Raw genomic sequence first — 15,985 nt, 5'->3', positions numbered from 1 at the left:
CCGGGCTCCGGCCCGGCTCAGCGGCCGGGCAGCTTCTTCAGCGCGTTCGCGACCGCATACTTCGCCGATGCCGCGGCCCGACCGACCACATCGGCGGCGTGGGCGGCCGAGTCGGGCAGCGTGGAAGCGCCGGCGAACTCGGAGTCGTCCATCCCGTCGTCGAGGAACGGGATCAGCCAGTCGTCGATCTCATCGAGCGGCGCCGAGGACAGGCTGTAGTAGCGATGCTGACCCTCCTCGCGCACCGACACGAGCTGTGCCTCGCGCAGCACCTTGAGGTGCTTGGAGACCGTGGGCTGACTCACGCCGAGCTGCTGGACGATGTGCGAGACGCTCGTTCCGCGTTCCCCGGCGGAGGAGCGATCGAGCAGGAGCTGCAGGATGTCGCGACGGGTGCCGTCCGCAATCACGTCGAAGATGTCCGCCATGTGCTTAGGTTAGCCGCGCGCCCGCCGGAGTACCATGATGGACGTTCCGCCAGAGGGCCGCAGCAGGGAGAAGTGCATGTCGGACGGCAGGCGCGTCACCGCTGGTCGGGGTCGGCGCGGCGCTTCGTCCTCCGACGAGGACCGGTCGCCGTTCGTTCTGCGGAGCGGTCCGCGACGCGCGTTCGACTACGTGCGCTCACGCACGACCTCCTCCCCCGCACGTTTCGCGGTCGCCGTGTTCGTCACGCTGATCCTCCTGTTCACCGCCCTGCTGTCGCTGCCGGCTGCGACCACCTCGAGCGAGCGCCTGTCGTTCGCGGACGCGCTCTTCACTGCGGTCTCGACGATCTGCGTCACCGGTCTGTCGACCGTGGACGTCGCGACGACGTTCTCACCGCTCGGCAAGGGGATCATCTTCGTCGGCGTGAACATCGGCGGAATGGGCGTGCTCACCCTCGCTTCGATCCTCGGCCTGGTGATCTCCAAGCGCCTCGGCCTGCGGGCCAAGCTCATAGCCGCGAGCGACACCAACCCGCTGCGCTCGCACGGCGGCCCGGTCAACGAGGGGCAGACGGTCCGACTCGGCGAAGTCGGACAGCTGCTTCGCACGGTGGCGCTGTCCACGCTCGTGATCGAGGGGGTCATCGCGCTACTGCTGTACCCCGCGCTGATCCTCGGCGGCATCTCGCCCCTCGATGCACTGTGGGAAGCCCCGTTCTACGCGGCGATGTCGTTCACGAACACGGGCTTCACACCGAATCCGGGTGGACTCGTGCCGTTCGCAGACGACTACCTCATGCTCACGATCCTGATGATGGGCGTCTTCCTCGGATCGATCGGATTCCCGGTCATCTACACACTCTGGAAGCACTACTGGCACGTGCGGCGCTGGACGCTGCACGCGAAGCTCACCCTCATCACGACCGTGCTGCTGTTCGTCGCCGGGGCCGCCGCCTTCCTCATCCTCGAATACAACAACCCGAAGACCTTCGGATCCATGAGCGCATGGGACACGACGTTCCAGGCGTTCTTCCTGTCCGCCATGACGCGGTCGGGCGGATTCTCCGTCGTCGACATCGGCGAACTGCACGGCTCATCACTCGTGGTCGGCTCCATGCTCATGTTCGTCGGAGGAGGCTCGGCCTCGACGGCCGGCGGCATCAAGGTGACCACCCTGGCCGTGCTCGCCCTCGCCGTCATCTCCGAGGCGAAGGGCCGTCAGTCGGTCGAGTCGTTCGGGCGCCGCATCCCGAGCGACGTGCAGCGCGTCGCGCTGTCGGTCGTCGCATGGGGCGCCACGATCTGCGCACTGTCGACGATCACGATCGCGCAGATCAGTCAGGCGGACGTCTCTGACGTGCTCTTCGACGTCATCTCCGCCTTCGGCACGGTGGGCCTGTCGACGGGCCTGACCGCGGAGCTCGCCGACCCCGCGGTGTACGTGATGGCGCTGACCATCTTCATGGGACGCATTGGTACAGTGACACTCGCCGCGGCCGTGGCCGCGACATCCCGTTCGCAGCTCTACTCGCTGCCCGTGGAAAGGCCGATCGTTGGTTGAGCGAATCAGGGGCGATGCTCCTGTCCTGGTGATCGGTCTCGGGCGATTCGGCGCCGCCTGTGCGGGCGAGCTCGACAGGCTCGAGCGCGAGGTGCTCGCGATCGACGAGAGCCTCGACCTCGTGCAGAAGTGGTCGGAGCGGGTGACGCACACGGTGCAGGCCGACGCCAAGAACATCGACGCGCTCAAGCAGGTGGGCGCGGGCGACTTCCAGGTCGCTGTCGTCGCGGTCGGCTCGTCGATCGAGGCGTCCGTCCTGATCACCGCCAACCTCGTCGACCTGAAGGTGCCGCAGATCTGGGCCAAGGCGGTCTCGCAGTCGCACGGCAAGATCCTCGCCCGGGTCGGCGCCAATCACGTGATCTACCCGGAGCGCGAAGCCGGTGAGCGCGTCGCCCACCTCGTGAGCGGACGGATGCTGGATTTCATCCGGTTCGACGACGACTTCGCGATCGCGAAGATGTACCCCCCGAAGTTCATCCGCGGCGTGGGCCTGAACGAGTCGGGCGTCCGATCCAAGTACAACGTGACCGTCGTGGGCGTGAAGAGCCCGGGCAAGCCCTTCCGCTATGCCGAGGCCAACACCATCGTGACCAACCACGACCTGATCATCGTGTCGGGCACGAACAGCGACATCGAGAGGTTCGCCTCGCTCGACCGTTAGTCCGAGCCCCGGCCGCGAGACTGCAGTCGGTGGACGAGACTGCGGGTGGCCGCCGCACTCTCGGCCTCCCGATGCGGTCTCGCGGTGGGCGGGCTCAGCCGCCGGCGGCCATCTCCTTCGCACGCGCGAGCGCGGCATCCGTCGCCTCGGCGAAGACCTCGTCGATGCGGGCCTCCTGCAGCACCGCGATCGCGCGCTCGGTCGTTCCCTTGGGACTCGTGACGCGTCGTCGCAGCTCGGCCGGGTCCTCCCCGGACGCCCGCAGGAGTGCGGCCGCGCCGATGAAGGTCTGCTCGGCCATCACACGCGCGTCCGCTTCGGCGAAGCCCTTGCCGACCGCAGCCTTGGTCAGCTCCTCCACGAGCAGGAAGAAGTAGGCCGGACCCGACCCCGAGATCGTGGAGAGCGCATCGATCTCGGATTCCGGCACCTCGATCACGGTCCCCACCGTTTCGAACAGCGCGCGGACGATCGCGACATCGGCCTGCGACGCGGCGCTCCCGGCGGCGAGACCCGTGACTGCGGCACCGACGACAGCCGGCGTGTTGGGCATGGACCTCAGGACTGCGACGTCGGGCCCGAGGATCGACTCGAACGTGTCGATGGTCACACCGGCCGCCAGGCTGACGACGATCGCGCCGGGGGCGAGGTGCGCCGCGAGTTCGCGCAACAGGTCGGGGACCATCGCGGGCTTGACCCCGATGAGCACGACGCGAGCGGATGCCGCCGCCTCGGCGTTGCCGTCGGCGCGCTCCTCCAACGCGATGCTGGTCACCCCGTCGAGCTCCGCGAGCGCATCCGCTTTCGCCCGGGTGCGATTGGTGACCGTGACGCCGGACCCGGCGAGGCCCGATCGTACGAGCCCCTGGAGGATCGCACCGCCCATGGAACCGGCTCCGATGATCGCGATGGGCGGGAGGGCGACGAAGTCTTCGGGCATGGCGATCATCTTACGATCGTCATTCCTTCAATCTTGACTTATATAAGTGATCACGCAAAGATGATGTTGTGCATGCGTTGGACATCCTCGGAGATCCGGTCCGCCGGCGCATCCTCGAGCTGCTCGCCGACGGCGAGATCAGCGCCGGCGAGGTGGGCGACCAGATCCGGGGAGAGTTCGGCATCTCGCAGCCGGCGGTCTCGCAGCACCTCCGCGTCCTCCGGGAAGCGGGATTCGCGACGGTCCGGGCGCTCGGCACGAAGCGGCTGTACGCCGTGGACCCGGCGCCGCTGGAGGCGGCCGACGCCTGGTTCGATCCGTTCCGCCGTTTCTGGCAGCCGCACCTCGATGCGCTCGGCACGGAGCTCGCCCGCGGCAGGCGCCGGCGACGCATCGATGCGGAGAGCGCAGAGCCGGCCGACCACGAAGACGACCCCACCAGCCCGACCGAGAATCCAGAGGAGAAGTGACATGGTCGATGTGAACGAACAGCTGGACGCAGTCATCCGCGGCGTGCAGGCCGCAGAGAAAGACGGCGAGCTCACCCGCGTCCAGACGCTTGCGCAGGTGTACCCGTCGCCGATCGCGGACGTGTGGGATGCCGCGACCGACGGCGACCGCATCGCACGGTGGTTCCTGCCCGTTGAGGGCGACCTGCGTCTCGGCGGGCGATACCAGCTCGTCGGCAATGCCGGCGGAGTCGTCGAGGAGTGCTCCCCACCCGCCGCCGGTGCGGCAGGCTACCGGGTGACGTGGGAGTACGGCGGCGGGGTGTCGTGGCTCGAGGTGGCGCTGAGCTCGGTCGACACCGACTCGACCCGCTTCGAGCTGACCCACATCGCTCGTGCCGCCGACCTGCCCGAAGGATTCTGGGAGCTGTACGGCCCCGGCGCGACCGGTGTCGGCTGGGACCAGGGCCTGCTCGGCCTCGCACTGCATCTGCGCGGCGACGGGCAGATCCCGCCTGACGCCGCCGAGGCCTGGATGCTCAGCGACGAGGGCATGAGGTTCGCGCGAGGTGCCGCCGACAGCTGGGCGGCGGCGCAGATCGCGGCGGGCGACGACCCCGAGGGTGCCCGGAGCGCGGCCGATGCGACCTACATGTTCTACACCGGCCAGACGCCGACGGAGATGCCCGAACACTGACGGGAACAGGGCCGGATCCGAGCCGCCGAGCCTTCGGGCATCGACCGGTTCGGAGCCTCACAGCCGGGGCTATAGTCGAGGAATCAGGGGCGCCGGCGCCCCCGCGTTGACAGCGAAGGATCCTCCCCATGACCCTCTTCGACGGCATCACCGCACGCGTGATCGAGACGCCCGGGCTGAACGTCAACATCCTCGAGCGAGTGGGCGACGACCCGGAGGCGCCGCCCGAGAGCACGGTCGTGCTCATCCACGGCAACGTGTCCTCCTCCCTGTTCTGGCAGGAGATCATGCAGGACCTCCCCGCCGACCTGCGGGTCATCGCCATCGACCTGCGAGGGTTCGGCGGCACGGAGCATGCGCCCGTCGACGCGACGCGCGGTGTCCGCGACTTCAGCGACGACGTGGCTGCGACCCTGGAGGCCCTCGGCATCCCGGCCGCGCATCTGGTCGGCTGGTCGATGGGTGGCGGCGTCGTCATGCAGTACGCGCTCGACCATCCCGTGCTGAGCCTGACCCTGCAATCCCCCGTCTCGCCGTACGGGTTCGGCGGCACGCGCCGAGACGGATCCCGTCTGACCGACGACGACGCGGGATGCGGCGGCGGAGGCGCGAATCCCGACTTCGTGCAGCGGCTGATCGACCGCGACACGACGGACGACGCGCCGACCTCGCCGCGCAGCGTCTTCTTCTCCGGCTATGTCGCACCCGGGTATTCGAGCGAGCACGAAGACGTCTGGCTCGAGTCGATGCTCACGACTTCGACGGCGACGGGAAACTACCCGGGAGACGCGGTCGCGAGCGAGAACTGGCCGGGCTTCGCTCCGGGCACGGTCGGAGTGCTGAACACGATGGTGCCGCGCAACTTCGACGTGTCGGGCATCGTCGATCTGCCCGAGAAGCCTCCGATCGCCTGGATCCGCGGGACCGTGGACGCGATCGTGTCGGACACCTCCTTCTACGACCTCAACTTCCTCGGCCAGCTCGAGATCGTTCCCGGCTGGCCGGGCGCAGAGGTCGCACCTGCGCAGGAGATGGTGTCGCAGACCCGTGACGTGCTCGATGCGTACGCCGCGGCGGGAGGCGTCGTGACCGAGGTGGCCCTCGCGGGCGTCGGACACTCCCCGCACCTCGAGGCACCGGTGCAGTTCCGTCAGGCGCTGCTCTCCGTGATCGGCTACACCGGCGATCCGCCCGCCCTGTCGCCCGAGACCGAGGCGATCATCATCACCTCGATCGACTGACGACGCTTCAGCGGGCTGAGCGACCGGTCGGCGGGTACCTAGACTTGCCTTCATGAGTGCATCCGGCGGCGGCAGGGCGATCATCGCCGCGTTCCTGGCCAACATGGGCATCGCCCTCGCGAAGTTCGTCGCGTGGTTCTTCTCCGGTTCGGCCTCGATGCTCGCCGAAGCGATCCACTCCGTCGCCGACTCGGGCAACCAGCTGCTGCTGCTGCTCGGCGGCCGCCGCGCGCGCCGCGAGGCCGACAAGGAGCATCCGTTCGGGTACGGTCGCGAACGGTACGTCTACGCGTTCGTCGTCTCGATCATCCTCTTCTCGGTCGGCGGCCTGTTCTCGATCTACGAGGGCATCGACAAGATCACCCACCCGCACGAGCTGGAGAACTTCTGGATCCCGCTGACCGTGCTGGTCATCGCCATCGCGCTCGAGTCCTTCTCGCTGCGCACGGCGATCAAGGAGAGCAACCTCGTCCGGGCCAAGGGCGAATCGTGGGTCGGTTTCATCCGCCACGCCAAGGCACCCGAGCTGCCGGTCGTCCTCCTCGAGGACATCGCCGCGCTCATCGGCCTGGTGTTCGCGCTGCTCGGCGTCGGGCTGACCGCGATCACCGGCAACTCGCTGTTCGATGCGATCGGCACGCTGATGATCGGGACGCTGCTGATCGTCGTGGCGATCACCCTCGGCATCGAGACCAAGAGCCTTCTGGTCGGCGAAGGTGCTACCGATGCGGACCACCGCAAGATCGTCGCGGCGATCACGCAGGGCCCCGAGGTGGAGCACCTGATCCACATCAAGACCCTCTACCTGGGTCCGGATGAGCTGCTGGTCGCCGCGAAGCTGGGCTTCGACGGCCAGAAGCCGCTCGCCGAGGTCGCCGCGGAGATCGACATCCTCGAAGCCCGCGTGCGCAAGGCCGTGCCGGCCGCCCGGGCGATCTACTTCGAGCCGGATGTCTATCAGGCGACCGAGAGCCCCACTCCGCCCACCGAAGAGGTCGTTATCCGCTCGGTCGACTGAGGCATCGCCGCGCACTGGAAGACTGGGGCGATGGAGTACTGCACCTTCACCGAGCCGCAGGGCGGGTTCAGCTACGAGGAGCAGCTGGCGTTCGCCCTCGCCACCGAGCGGGCGGGGTTCGACGGATTCTTCCGATCGGACCACTTCATGCGGATGGGGCCCGGCGACCCGCTGCCCGGGCCGACGGATGCGTGGACCACGCTCGCCGGGCTCGCGCGCGAGACGACCCGTATCCGGCTCGGCACCCTCGTCTCCTCCGCCACGCATCGCCTGCCCGCGGTGCTCGCGATCCAGGTCGCGCAGGTCGATGAGATGTCGGGCGGTCGCATCGAACTCGGGCTGGGCACGGGCTGGTTCGATGCCGAGCACCGCGCGTACGGCATCCCCTTCCCCGCCAAGCGGTTCGGCATGTTCGAGGAGCAGCTCGCGATCGTGACCGGACTGTGGTCGACGCCCATCGGCGAGACGTTCGACTTCGCCGGACAGCACTACACGCTCACCGGCGCGCCGGCCCTGCCGAAGCCGCGGCAGGCTCGCGTGCCGATCATCGTCGGCGGGAACGGACCGCATCGCACCCCCGAGATCGCGGCGCGCTACGCGACCGAGTTCAACATCGGGTTCCGTCCGGAGCCGGACATCGCTGCGGCGTTCGCGCGGGTTCGGGCGGCCTGCGAGCGGATCGACCGCGATCCGGCCACCCTCAAGCTCTCCGTCGCACTGCCGACCATCGCCGCGCCGGACGAGCAGACCCTGCGCCGGCGCGCCGAAGCGACCGGACGCTCCCTCGAGCAGTTCCGGAACGACACGAACGTCTGCGGGGACGCGGATGAGGTCATTGCGAAGGTCGGGCGCCTGATCGCGCTCGGTGCGCAGCGCGTCTACTTCCAGACCGTCGACATGCGCGACCTGGACCAGACGGCGTACCTCGGCGACGAGGTCCTTCCGCGGCTGCCCCGCTGAGGCGCGGATTCATCCAGCCGGGAGCGCTGCGCGTTCGGGAAGGCGGTACGACGGGAGTCCGCGTCGGCGGATGAGCCATTCGGCCACCACGAGGTTGGGCAGCCAGGCCAGGAACGGAACAGCCGCGTACGCGTTCGCGAACGCGGCGTCGAAGTCGAATGGTCCGCCGGTCAGCAGCGGCGCCATGATCATCAGCGGCAGCCAGATCCGCAGGGTGACGGCGGCGTATGTGAGCGCATAGTTGCGGATCATCCAGGCCTGGTGGCTTGCGACATCCCGGCGGCGGATGGCGCGGTAGGCGCGCCATCCGGTGACGAGCCACAGCACGGCCAGCGACCCGAAGCCGAAGAATCCCACCCATCCCGCCTTACTGAAGGGGGCGATCACGAGGCCCGCGGCGCCGCCGAGTGCGACGCCGGCGAGGTACACCCGGCCGAGGGCGCGGTGCACGCGCGGGATACGGTTGCGCAATCCGCGCCAGAACTGCAGCGGGCCGACGACGAGGGCGACGGCGCCGCCTGCGATGTGCACGTACAGCGCCGACTGGATCAGCGGGCCGCGGTCGGCGTAGTTGCCCGCCACGCCGACGCCCTGCTCCGCGAGTGCAGGCAGGGATGCGGTGAAGTACGGAATCGCAGCGTGCGCGGCGATCGCGAGCGCGGACAGCAGGATCCAGGTCCAGCCGATCCGCGAACCGATGCGGCCCGTCCGCCGCGCCGGCGAGGATACGCGAGTGGATTCGGTGAGACCGGTCATGGCTGTCACGGTAGCGACGGCGGCGGCTCCGGCAGGAGGGTGCTGACCCCCCGATGACCAGGCCGGCTGACCCCCGGGACCCTTACCGGCGAACGTCGAAGAAGCGGTGCAGGAGCGCGGACGACTCGTCGGCACCCACACCCGCGACGACCTCGGCTCGATAGGGCAGCCGCCGGTCGCGCACGACGTCGTAGACCGATCCGGCGGCGCCGGCCTTCTCGTCCCAGGCGCCGAAGACGAGTCGCGACACGCGAGCCTGCAGCAGCGCGCCCGCGCACATCACGCAGGGCTCGAGCGTGACGACCAGGGTGCAGCCCTCGAGGTTCCATGACCCACGGGCAGCGGCCGCTTCGCGGAGGGCGACGATCTCTGCATGGGCGGTGGGGTCGTGGGTGAGCTCGCGGAGGTTGCGACCCTCACCGATCGGCGCACCGGCGGCATCGGTCACCACGGCGCCGACTGGAACGTCGCCCGCCTCGCCTGCAGCCTCGGCGAGCTCGAGCGCGCGCGCCATCGCGGAGAGGTCGGCGGGGTCGTGCATCACCCTGCGAGCGTAGCCCGCACCCGCGTGTCGCCGCCCGGTGCCCTAGCCTGAGCGTATGCGCCTGCACGTCGCGGATCACCCGCTCATCACCCACAAGCTCACGGTCCTCCGCGACGAGAACACGCCGTCACCGGTGTTCCGTCAGCTCACCGAAGAGCTCGTCACGCTCCTGGCCTACGAGGCGACGCGCAGCGTCCGCGTGAGCCCCCACGAGATCCGCACGCCGGTCACGACCACCATCGGGGTCAAGATCAGCGAGCCGCGGCCGCTCGTCGTCCCGATCCTGCGCGCCGGGCTGGGCATGCTCGACGGCATGGTCAAGCTCCTGCCCAGCGCAGAGGTGGGATTCCTCGGCATGGCGCGCAACGAGGAGACCCTCGAGCCGACGACGTACGCCGAGCGTCTTCCCGTCGACCTCAGCGACCGTCAGTGCTTCGTGCTCGACCCGATGCTGGCGACCGGCGGATCGCTGGGGGCGGCGATGGACTTCCTGTTCCGGCGCGGTGCGCGCGACGTCACCGCGATCTGCCTGCTCGGCGCGCCCGAGGGTGTTGCCGCGATCGAGAAGCAGGTGGAAGGCCGCGACGTGACGCTGGTGCTCGGGGCGCTCGACGAGCGACTCAACGAGAAGGGGTACATCGTCCCCGGGCTCGGCGACGCAGGCGACCGCCTCTACGGCACGGTCTGAGGCTCACACCAGCAGCGGCACCGGGGTTCGCGGTTCGACCGCGATGAGCTCGCCCGTGCGGGCGCCCTGACCGACGACCGCGATCGGAGTCGCAGAGCGCCCGTTGAACCTCGTCGAGGTGACAGCGGTGTAGGCGCCCATGACCGGGCTGACCAGCAGGTCGCCGACCCCGAGGTCGGGGAGCAGCGCCTCGCGGGCGATGACGTCCGTCGAGTCGCAGGTCGGACCGCCGAGTGTCGCCCAGCGGTGCGTCGCGGCGTCCGAATCGCGACCGGCCAGCTCCCGCTCGGAGAAGATGAGCGGATGCACGTCCTCGGTGAGGACGTTCGAGTACGAGCCGTAGAGTCCGTCGTCGATGTAGTACCAGCGACCGTCTCCGCGTTCGGCGATGCCGACGACGCTCGTGACCAGGGTCATCGCCTCCGCGACCATGATGCGGCCGGGTTCGGCGATGATCTGGATGCGTCGGGCGCGCGGCTCGAGCAGGGGACGGATCACTGCGGCGAGTTCCTCGAGCGACGTGACCGCCGAGTCGTACCCGACCGGGAATCCCCCGCCGATGTCGAGGGTCTCGAAACGGATGTCGAGGGCCGACTCGAGGCTGTCCATCAGCGCAAGGGTCTCGGAGATCGCGGCGGCGAACCGCGCGGGGTCGTCGAGCTGACTGCCGACATGGAAGCTGAAACCGCCGACCCGGATGCCGCGGGCGATCGCCCGTTCGATCAGATGCGCCGCCTCGAACGGTCCGACGCCGAATTTGGAGGACAGATCGCTCTTGGCGCCGGGGCTGCGGTAGGCGAGGCGCACCAGCAGGCGCACGTCGCCGGGGGCGCCGGCGAACTTCTCCAGCTCGACCTCATTGTCGATGACGAAGGTTCGGACGCCCTCGGCGAGCGCCTCGGCGATCTCGGACGGCTTCTTGATCGGATGGGTGTGGATGATGCGCTCACGCCCGACACCGTCGAGCAGGGCGAGCTCTTCGCCGGTCGCGACGTCGAAGCCGCAGCCCTCGTCGGCCAGCGCCGAGATCACGGCGTCATGAGAGAGCGCCTTGACCGCGTAGTGGAAGCGGACGAAGGGAAGCGCAGCGGTCAGCCGGCGGTACTGCCGCCGAACGCGTTCGGGATCCAGCAGCAGCACGGGCGTGCCGTGCAGGGCGATCGCCGCCTGCGCGATGTCGGAGGTCACCATCGCCGCGCTCTCGTCGCGGCGGATGTCGCGGATCGTGCGGGCGGCGCGTGCGTCGCGACGCGTCGGCGGGATGCTCATGGCTTCTGCTCCCGGGATCGCCGGCCGTCACGCAGCCCGGTCTTGGCCGTGATCGTGAATGCGCCCGCCGCGATCGCGTAGAAGATGACGTCGGCGAACACCTTGCCGGCGAGCAGGCCCCACATCGGGTCAGGCAGGAGCCAGACGCCGAGCATGAGTGCCGCAGGCCGGATCAGCAGCGTGTCGAGCAGCTCGGCGGGTCCGAACTCGGCGATCAGGAGCAGGAACGTGCGGACGATCGCCCGACGCCAGTTCGGTGATACGGCTGCCTGCTCGGCGTAGATCGTGATCGCGAGGACGATGTAGAAGCCGACGCTCTCGCCGAGGACGGCGGCGATCGCGATGAGGGCGGGAGCGTCGGTCCAGATCGTGACCGTCATACCGGCGAGCACCATGGCGGCGGTGCCGACGATCTCCGCGGGAAGATACCGGACGATCCAGAAGACGAGTCCGCGGCGCTTTGGCGTCTCGGCCTCGTCGGTCGCGGCGTCCGCGGTGACGGCGATGTCCTGGTCGGCTGCGATTGTGCTCATGTCACACTCCCTCTCCCGATGAGAGAGAGCGGACGGCGCCCGCTGATACGAAAAGTCGGCGGAGAGCGCCCACCGGCTGTCCATCGCACGCGGTCAGTCGAGCGCCTCGGATGCAGACGGCCGCGGCATCCACCCCTCGCCGAACGGATGCCGCGGCCCGCGCCTTTTACTGGGACGCTCCGCCAGGCTATGTCGACGCACGGACAGACCCAACGGGGTTGACACGGCGCGACGAGCCGTCTACGGCTCCCGGGATCGGACCCGAGTCACACCCCTTCGCCGTCGAGGACAGGACTGGTCGGAGGGCGGCGTCCGGTCTCCTGCTCCCAGAACTCGAGCTGCTGCGTGAGCGCCTTCGCGAGTTCGAAGACCTGCTCGGGCGGGATGCGCACCCGGCTCACCACTCGCGCCGGGACGATCGTGCGCCGTTCGCCGGTCTCGGCGTCGACGACTTCGCTGGGCGGCTTGGCCAGCGTCAGGAAGTCCATGATGAACACGGTCGGGGTGTGCCACACGTTCGCGAAGTCGGCGTAGGCACCGGCGATCAGGTCGGGAGGCAGATCGATCTCGAACTGGCGTTCGTCGGACATCAGCTACCTCCTTGATCGTTGGCGCGAGTCTACGCGGCGGCCCGTGCGCCGACCGGGGCGGATTGGAGCGCGTCCCGATCGTTCAGGCCTCGCCCACGAGTCGGGCGAACCCGCTCAGCCGGACCACACCCTCGGGCGTGTACGGCAGGTCGTCGAGCAGGCCAGGGGACGAGATCAGGTATGCGGTGTGCATCGCGCGCGAGATCGCGACGTTGAGCCGGTTGCGCAGCAGCAGGAACTCGAGCCCGCGGGGCGCATCGCGCCCGGACGACGCGGCCAGCGACACGATCGCGACCGCCGCCTCCTGACCCTGGAAGCGGTCGACCGTGCCCACCGGCACGTCCGGGAATCCGGCGTCCGCGAGCGCTTCCTCCACTGCCACCTGCTGTGCATTGTATGGGGTGACGACGATGATGTCGCCCTGCTCGAGCGGCCGCGGCTCCAGACGTGTGGTCTGCCCCTCCTCGCCGATCAGGATGCCGGTCCATTCGCGACCGACCAGGTCGCGGACGAACTCGGCGACGACCGCCGCCTCCTCCGGCGACTGGGTGGCGTTGCCGTGATGGCGGACCGAGACGGGGATCAGCCCAGGTGCGATCCCCGCCAGTTCGCGAAGAGCGGTCGACGGGTGCGCGGCGAGCTCGCCTCGATACGACAGGCGAGAGACCGGCTCCGCGATGCGCGGGTGCATCCGCCACGTGCGGGCGAGGAAATAGCCGTACTCGGGCGGGATCACATCCGCCCCGTCCATGACCCAGCCCAGGGCGGACGTGTCGACCGGCTCCGGATGCGTGCCCTGGCTGACCTGGGGCAGCTGCTGCGGATCGCCGAGCAGCAGCAGCCGTGACGCGGCGAGCGAGACTGCGATCGTGGATGCGAGCGAGAACTGACCGGCCTCGTCGATCACGAGCAGATCGAGACTGCCACGCGGAATGCGCCCCTCATGTGCGAAGTCCCACGCGGTGCCGCCGATCACGTACCCGGTCGCGGCGTTCAGCCCCGTGAACTCCGCGACCCCGTTCTTCGGGATCGGCGTGAACGCGAGATCGGCGGCTGCCGGGTCCTTCGGGGCCTTGGCGACGAGCTCACGCGGAACGCCGGCGGCGACGACGCGATCGAGCATGTTCTCGATCACCGCGTGCGACTGCGCGACGACGCCGACCTTGTATCCGTGCTCGCGCACCAGCCGGGCGATCACATGGGATCCCACGTACGTCTTGCCTGTTCCGGGTGGGCCCTGGACGGCGAGGTAGCTGCGGTCGAGGTCGAGGACGGCGCGCACGATCGCTGCGACGTCATCGCCACGCGACGCTGGCAGTCCCGCCGATGAGGCGATGGTGCGGGGTGGGCGGCGGCGCAGGATGTCGGTCGCGGGATCGGCTGGCAGCTCGGGTGCCGCGACGATCACGGCATCCGCCCACGCGTCGATCGCGACCTGCTGGTTGAGCGCTCGTGGCGGAGGGGCGGGCGTGAGCGCGATCGGCAGCTCGGCCCAGGTCTGACCGTCGACGGCGTTCTCCTCGACGAGTGCGCCGTCGTCCAACACCTCGATCACCGTGACTCGGTGGTCTGCGTGGATCCACCGCGGGGAAGCCTCGAACGGAAAGGGTGCGGGCAGCTCGTACAGTGCGAACGGGTTCGATCCCACGCTGAGCCGTGTTCCGGGGGCGAACTCGCCACGCAGCTCGAGCAGACGGCGATCGGTGCGCGCCCCCTCGGGGCGATTCCAGTCTTCGACGAGGCGGCACCGCGCACGGTCGAGCGAGATGACATCGCGCGTGTCCTCCCAGAGCGACACCGGCTCGCGCAGCCGCAGGAAGTGCGTCGCCCAGAAGGTCTTCGCCTCGCGCGCGTAATAGTCGATGCCCGCCGCCCCCAGCCGCAGCGCCATCGCATCGGACGAGTCCTCATCGAATGCGGTCGCGAGCGCCGACAGCGTGACCGCCCGGGGAGACGGCTCGTAGACGTTCTCCCCCGGCTCGGGATTCGGTGACGGGCGCATGCCTGCGTCCCGGGCCCGCTCGACGAGCCAGTCGCGCAGGCGTCTGGTCGAGATGCAGTCGTAGCGGTTGTAGTCGGCGAGATCGTCGAAGATCTCCTGGGCCGCGGCCTCGTCGCCGTCGTCGCGCAGCGCCCGCGCCTCGACGTAGCGGACGATCGAGTCGTCGCCCTTCTGCACGTCGCTCGTGCGAACGTCCGCGCCCATGTACAGCGGCTCGAGCTTCTTGATCGAATACGAGCGCGATCCGACCCGCATCGCCCGCCGCACGATCGGGTACAGGTCCACGAAGACGCCGTCCCGCAGCAGCCGGTCGACGTCGGCTTCGCGCGTCCCGTGCCGCGCGGCCATGGTCAGCAGGTGCGTCGGCTCGTACGGCGCGTAGTGATAGATGTGGAAATCCGGATGCTGCGCCCGATGCACCGCGATGAAGTCGAGGAACGTCTCCAGCGCCACGCGCTCCTGCGCGAAGGAGTGCGCCCACAGTGCGCTGTACTGCTCGCGCATGTCGATCCAGCCGAACAGGTAGTCGATCCCCCAGACGTCTGCGGCGCCCTCCGTGTACAGGGGATCGCCCTCGAAATCGAAGAACAGGTCACCGAGGTCGGGGCGCGGAAGCGCCTCGAGCGCGGTCGGAGCGACGACCTCGTAGGGCGGGATCGGAGGGGCCTCACCGGGTGCGACCGGCGCGGACTGCCCCGTTCCGGCGGGAGCGCTCAGCTGAAGTCGCGCCTGAGTCTGAAGCAGGGAGAAGGTGTCGGGGTTCATGCCCTTCGGCGTCGCCCCGGCCGCTGCGAGCCGGTCGATCGTCGTGATGCCCGCGGCGCGCAGCCGCTCCCTCTGCACGGGTCGCATTCCGGCGATGAGCAGCAGGTCGCGCGAGGTGACGACCTCGGCGTCGCACGTGGCGCACCGCCCGCAGGCGAGCACGCCGAGCTCTCCCCGCGCATCGCCCCATGCGATCGCGGGCCACTCGAGTCCGCGATCCAGCCGGCGGTCGTCGATGAGCGCCTTCAGGCGTGCGCGACGCAGGCCGAACACCGGGAGCAGCTCGTCCGCGAGATGCACGCTGGTCGTTCCGTCTCCGAGCAGCAGTTCGACGCGATCCGAGCGCGCGACGCCGAGCCGATCGAGCTGGGCGACGTATGCCGACAGCTGCATGAGCGCCGTCACCCGTGCGCGCCGGGCCAGCTTGCTGTCCTGCACGATCCAGCGTCCGGACTCGTCGCGGACGAGGAAGTCGGCGAACCCGACGAAGTCGTCGGTCGCGAATGCCGCCTGGTAGATGACGTCGGCGTCGGAGTCGAGCGCTGCGTTCGTGCGGGCGACCGCCTCGGCCAGAGCCACGGCATCCGAGGATCGCGTCTCGGCGATCTCGACGACACCCTCCCCGAACGCAGCCCGGTAGCCCGCGAGCAGTCGGAGCTCGTGCTCGCCGCCGAGCCGTCCTGCCCGCTCGAGCGTGGGATCCTCCGGCTCCTCGACGGCCGCGATCCGCCCGATTCGGGCGTCGATCGCTCGAAGCCAGGCGAACTCGCACTCCGCGGCGGCCTTGAGGTCGCTCGCGCTCCAGACGATCCGGCCTTCGTCTTCGATGTATCGCATGCCCGCCTCTCCCCGACGACCTTAGCCGGGCCCGCCGACACCC

16 protein-coding genes are annotated in these 15,985 nt (G+C 69.4%); 8 read left to right on the top strand and 8 right to left on the bottom strand.

The annotated features are described in order from the left end of the window. Positions 1-17: 17 nt before the first annotated feature. On the bottom strand, positions 18-428 hold the full coding sequence (locus BM349_RS15280) for an ArsR/SmtB family transcription factor (RefSeq protein ID WP_091707938.1): 411 nt from the start codon (positions 426-428) through the stop codon (positions 18-20). Between the two features lie 76 nt (positions 429-504). On the opposite strand from BM349_RS15280, the gene BM349_RS15275 reads away from it, so the two are divergent. Beyond that, positions 505-1,989 (top strand): TrkH family potassium uptake protein, encoded by a 1,485-nt coding sequence (locus BM349_RS15275; protein WP_091707936.1) that lies wholly within the window; start codon positions 505-507, stop codon positions 1,987-1,989. Beyond that, positions 1,982-2,653, top strand: coding sequence for a potassium channel family protein (locus tag BM349_RS15270; RefSeq protein WP_091707934.1), 672 nt, complete (start codon positions 1,982-1,984; stop codon positions 2,651-2,653). Before BM349_RS15275 ends, BM349_RS15270 begins: the two co-directional genes overlap by 8 nt. A 94-nt stretch (positions 2,654-2,747) precedes the next feature. Here BM349_RS15270 and proC read toward each other — a convergent pair whose 3' ends face one another. Then, entirely contained in the window at positions 2,748-3,593 is an 846-nt protein-coding gene (gene proC, locus BM349_RS15265; RefSeq protein ID WP_091709406.1) for a pyrroline-5-carboxylate reductase, read from the bottom strand. A gap of 68 nt (positions 3,594-3,661) precedes the next feature. Between proC and BM349_RS15260 the strand changes: the two genes are divergently transcribed. From BM349_RS15260 to BM349_RS15240, 5 genes are all read left to right on the top strand, one after another. Then, on the top strand, positions 3,662-4,063 hold the full coding sequence (locus BM349_RS15260; protein WP_091707932.1) for an ArsR/SmtB family transcription factor: 402 nt from the start codon (positions 3,662-3,664) through the stop codon (positions 4,061-4,063). A gap of 1 nt (position 4,064) precedes the next feature. Further along, complete coding sequence (locus tag BM349_RS15255) at positions 4,065-4,739, top strand: SRPBCC domain-containing protein (protein ID WP_091707930.1); 675 nt, start codon at positions 4,065-4,067, stop codon at positions 4,737-4,739. A gap of 128 nt (positions 4,740-4,867) precedes the next feature. Further along, positions 4,868-5,980 (top strand): alpha/beta fold hydrolase, encoded by a 1,113-nt coding sequence (locus BM349_RS15250; RefSeq protein ID WP_091707928.1) that lies wholly within the window; start codon positions 4,868-4,870, stop codon positions 5,978-5,980. 52 nt (positions 5,981-6,032) lie between these two features. Further along, entirely contained in the window at positions 6,033-6,998 is a 966-nt protein-coding gene (locus BM349_RS15245) for a cation diffusion facilitator family transporter (RefSeq protein WP_091707926.1), read from the top strand. A 30-nt stretch (positions 6,999-7,028) separates the two neighbouring features. Further along, positions 7,029-7,958 carry an LLM class F420-dependent oxidoreductase gene (locus BM349_RS15240; protein ID WP_091707924.1) on the top strand — a complete coding sequence of 310 codons (930 nt, stop codon included), beginning with the start codon at positions 7,029-7,031 and terminating at the stop codon, positions 7,956-7,958. Positions 7,959-7,967: 9 nt separating this feature from the next. Here the strand turns inward: BM349_RS15240 and BM349_RS15235 are convergent, their stop codons facing one another. Then, positions 7,968-8,714 carry a DUF2306 domain-containing protein gene (locus tag BM349_RS15235; protein WP_091707921.1) on the bottom strand — a complete coding sequence of 249 codons (747 nt, stop codon included), beginning with the start codon at positions 8,712-8,714 and terminating at the stop codon, positions 7,968-7,970. Between the two features lie 82 nt (positions 8,715-8,796). Further along, the gene (locus BM349_RS15230; RefSeq protein ID WP_091709404.1) at positions 8,797-9,228 is read right to left on the bottom strand and encodes a nucleoside deaminase; all 432 of its coding nucleotides are present in this window, start codon (positions 9,226-9,228) and stop codon (positions 8,797-8,799) included. Positions 9,229-9,313: 85 nt separating this feature from the next. Between BM349_RS15230 and upp the strand changes: the two genes are divergently transcribed. After that, positions 9,314-9,946, top strand: a complete 633-nt coding sequence (upp, locus tag BM349_RS15225; RefSeq protein ID WP_091707919.1) for a uracil phosphoribosyltransferase — start codon at positions 9,314-9,316, stop codon at positions 9,944-9,946. Between the two features lie 3 nt (positions 9,947-9,949). On the opposite strand, the gene BM349_RS15220 is transcribed toward upp, so the two are convergent. The 4 genes from BM349_RS15220 to BM349_RS15205 all read right to left on the bottom strand — a co-directional run bounded on the left by BM349_RS15220 (position 9,950) and on the right by BM349_RS15205 (position 15,942). Further along, a complete protein-coding gene (locus tag BM349_RS15220; protein ID WP_091707917.1) occupies positions 9,950-11,215 on the bottom strand; it encodes a type III PLP-dependent enzyme in 1,266 nt (421 codons plus the stop codon). Next, complete coding sequence (locus BM349_RS15215; RefSeq protein WP_091707915.1) at positions 11,212-11,748, bottom strand: hypothetical protein; 537 nt, start codon at positions 11,746-11,748, stop codon at positions 11,212-11,214. The genes BM349_RS15220 and BM349_RS15215 overlap by 4 nt, the downstream gene beginning before the upstream one ends. A gap of 266 nt (positions 11,749-12,014) precedes the next feature. Beyond that, positions 12,015-12,338 (bottom strand): DUF3467 domain-containing protein, encoded by a 324-nt coding sequence (locus BM349_RS15210; RefSeq protein WP_091707913.1) that lies wholly within the window; start codon positions 12,336-12,338, stop codon positions 12,015-12,017. Positions 12,339-12,420: 82 nt separating this feature from the next. After that, the gene (locus tag BM349_RS15205; protein ID WP_091707911.1) at positions 12,421-15,942 is read right to left on the bottom strand and encodes a TM0106 family RecB-like putative nuclease; all 3,522 of its coding nucleotides are present in this window, start codon (positions 15,940-15,942) and stop codon (positions 12,421-12,423) included. Between the last annotated feature and the right edge of the window lie 43 nt (positions 15,943-15,985).

The sequence above is a fragment of the Microbacterium sp. cf046 genome, from assembly GCF_900114345.1.
Lineage (GTDB): Bacteria > Actinomycetota > Actinomycetes > Actinomycetales > Microbacteriaceae > Microbacterium.
Note: the sequence above shows the minus strand (reverse complement) of the source record. Positions and strands in the feature narration are given on the sequence as shown.

Excerpts from the sequence above, each read along its gene's own strand:
- BM349_RS15280 (WP_091707938.1), bottom strand. The coding sequence starts at position 428 with ATGGCGGACATCTTCGACGTGATTGCGGACGGCACCCGTCGCGACATC.
- BM349_RS15275 (WP_091707936.1), top strand. The coding sequence starts at position 505 with ATGTCGGACGGCAGGCGCGTCACCGCTGGTCGGGGTCGGCGCGGCGCT.
- proC (WP_091709406.1), bottom strand. The coding sequence starts at position 3,593 with ATGCCCGAAGACTTCGTCGCCCTCCCGCCCATCGCGATCATCGGAGCC.
- BM349_RS15255 (WP_091707930.1), top strand. The coding sequence starts at position 4,065 with ATGGTCGATGTGAACGAACAGCTGGACGCAGTCATCCGCGGCGTGCAG.
- BM349_RS15250 (WP_091707928.1), top strand. The coding sequence starts at position 4,868 with ATGACCCTCTTCGACGGCATCACCGCACGCGTGATCGAGACGCCCGGG.
- BM349_RS15245 (WP_091707926.1), top strand. The coding sequence starts at position 6,033 with ATGAGTGCATCCGGCGGCGGCAGGGCGATCATCGCCGCGTTCCTGGCC.
- BM349_RS15240 (WP_091707924.1), top strand. The coding sequence starts at position 7,029 with ATGGAGTACTGCACCTTCACCGAGCCGCAGGGCGGGTTCAGCTACGAG.
- BM349_RS15235 (WP_091707921.1), bottom strand. The coding sequence starts at position 8,714 with ATGACCGGTCTCACCGAATCCACTCGCGTATCCTCGCCGGCGCGGCGG.
- BM349_RS15230 (WP_091709404.1), bottom strand. The coding sequence starts at position 9,228 with ATGGCGCGCGCGCTCGAGCTCGCCGAGGCTGCAGGCGAGGCGGGCGAC.
- upp (WP_091707919.1), top strand. The coding sequence starts at position 9,314 with ATGCGCCTGCACGTCGCGGATCACCCGCTCATCACCCACAAGCTCACG.
- BM349_RS15220 (WP_091707917.1), bottom strand. The coding sequence starts at position 11,215 with ATGAGCATCCCGCCGACGCGTCGCGACGCACGCGCCGCCCGCACGATC.
- BM349_RS15215 (WP_091707915.1), bottom strand. The coding sequence starts at position 11,748 with ATGAGCACAATCGCAGCCGACCAGGACATCGCCGTCACCGCGGACGCC.
- BM349_RS15210 (WP_091707913.1), bottom strand. The coding sequence starts at position 12,338 with ATGTCCGACGAACGCCAGTTCGAGATCGATCTGCCTCCCGACCTGATC.
- BM349_RS15205 (WP_091707911.1), bottom strand. The coding sequence starts at position 15,942 with ATGCGATACATCGAAGACGAAGGCCGGATCGTCTGGAGCGCGAGCGAC.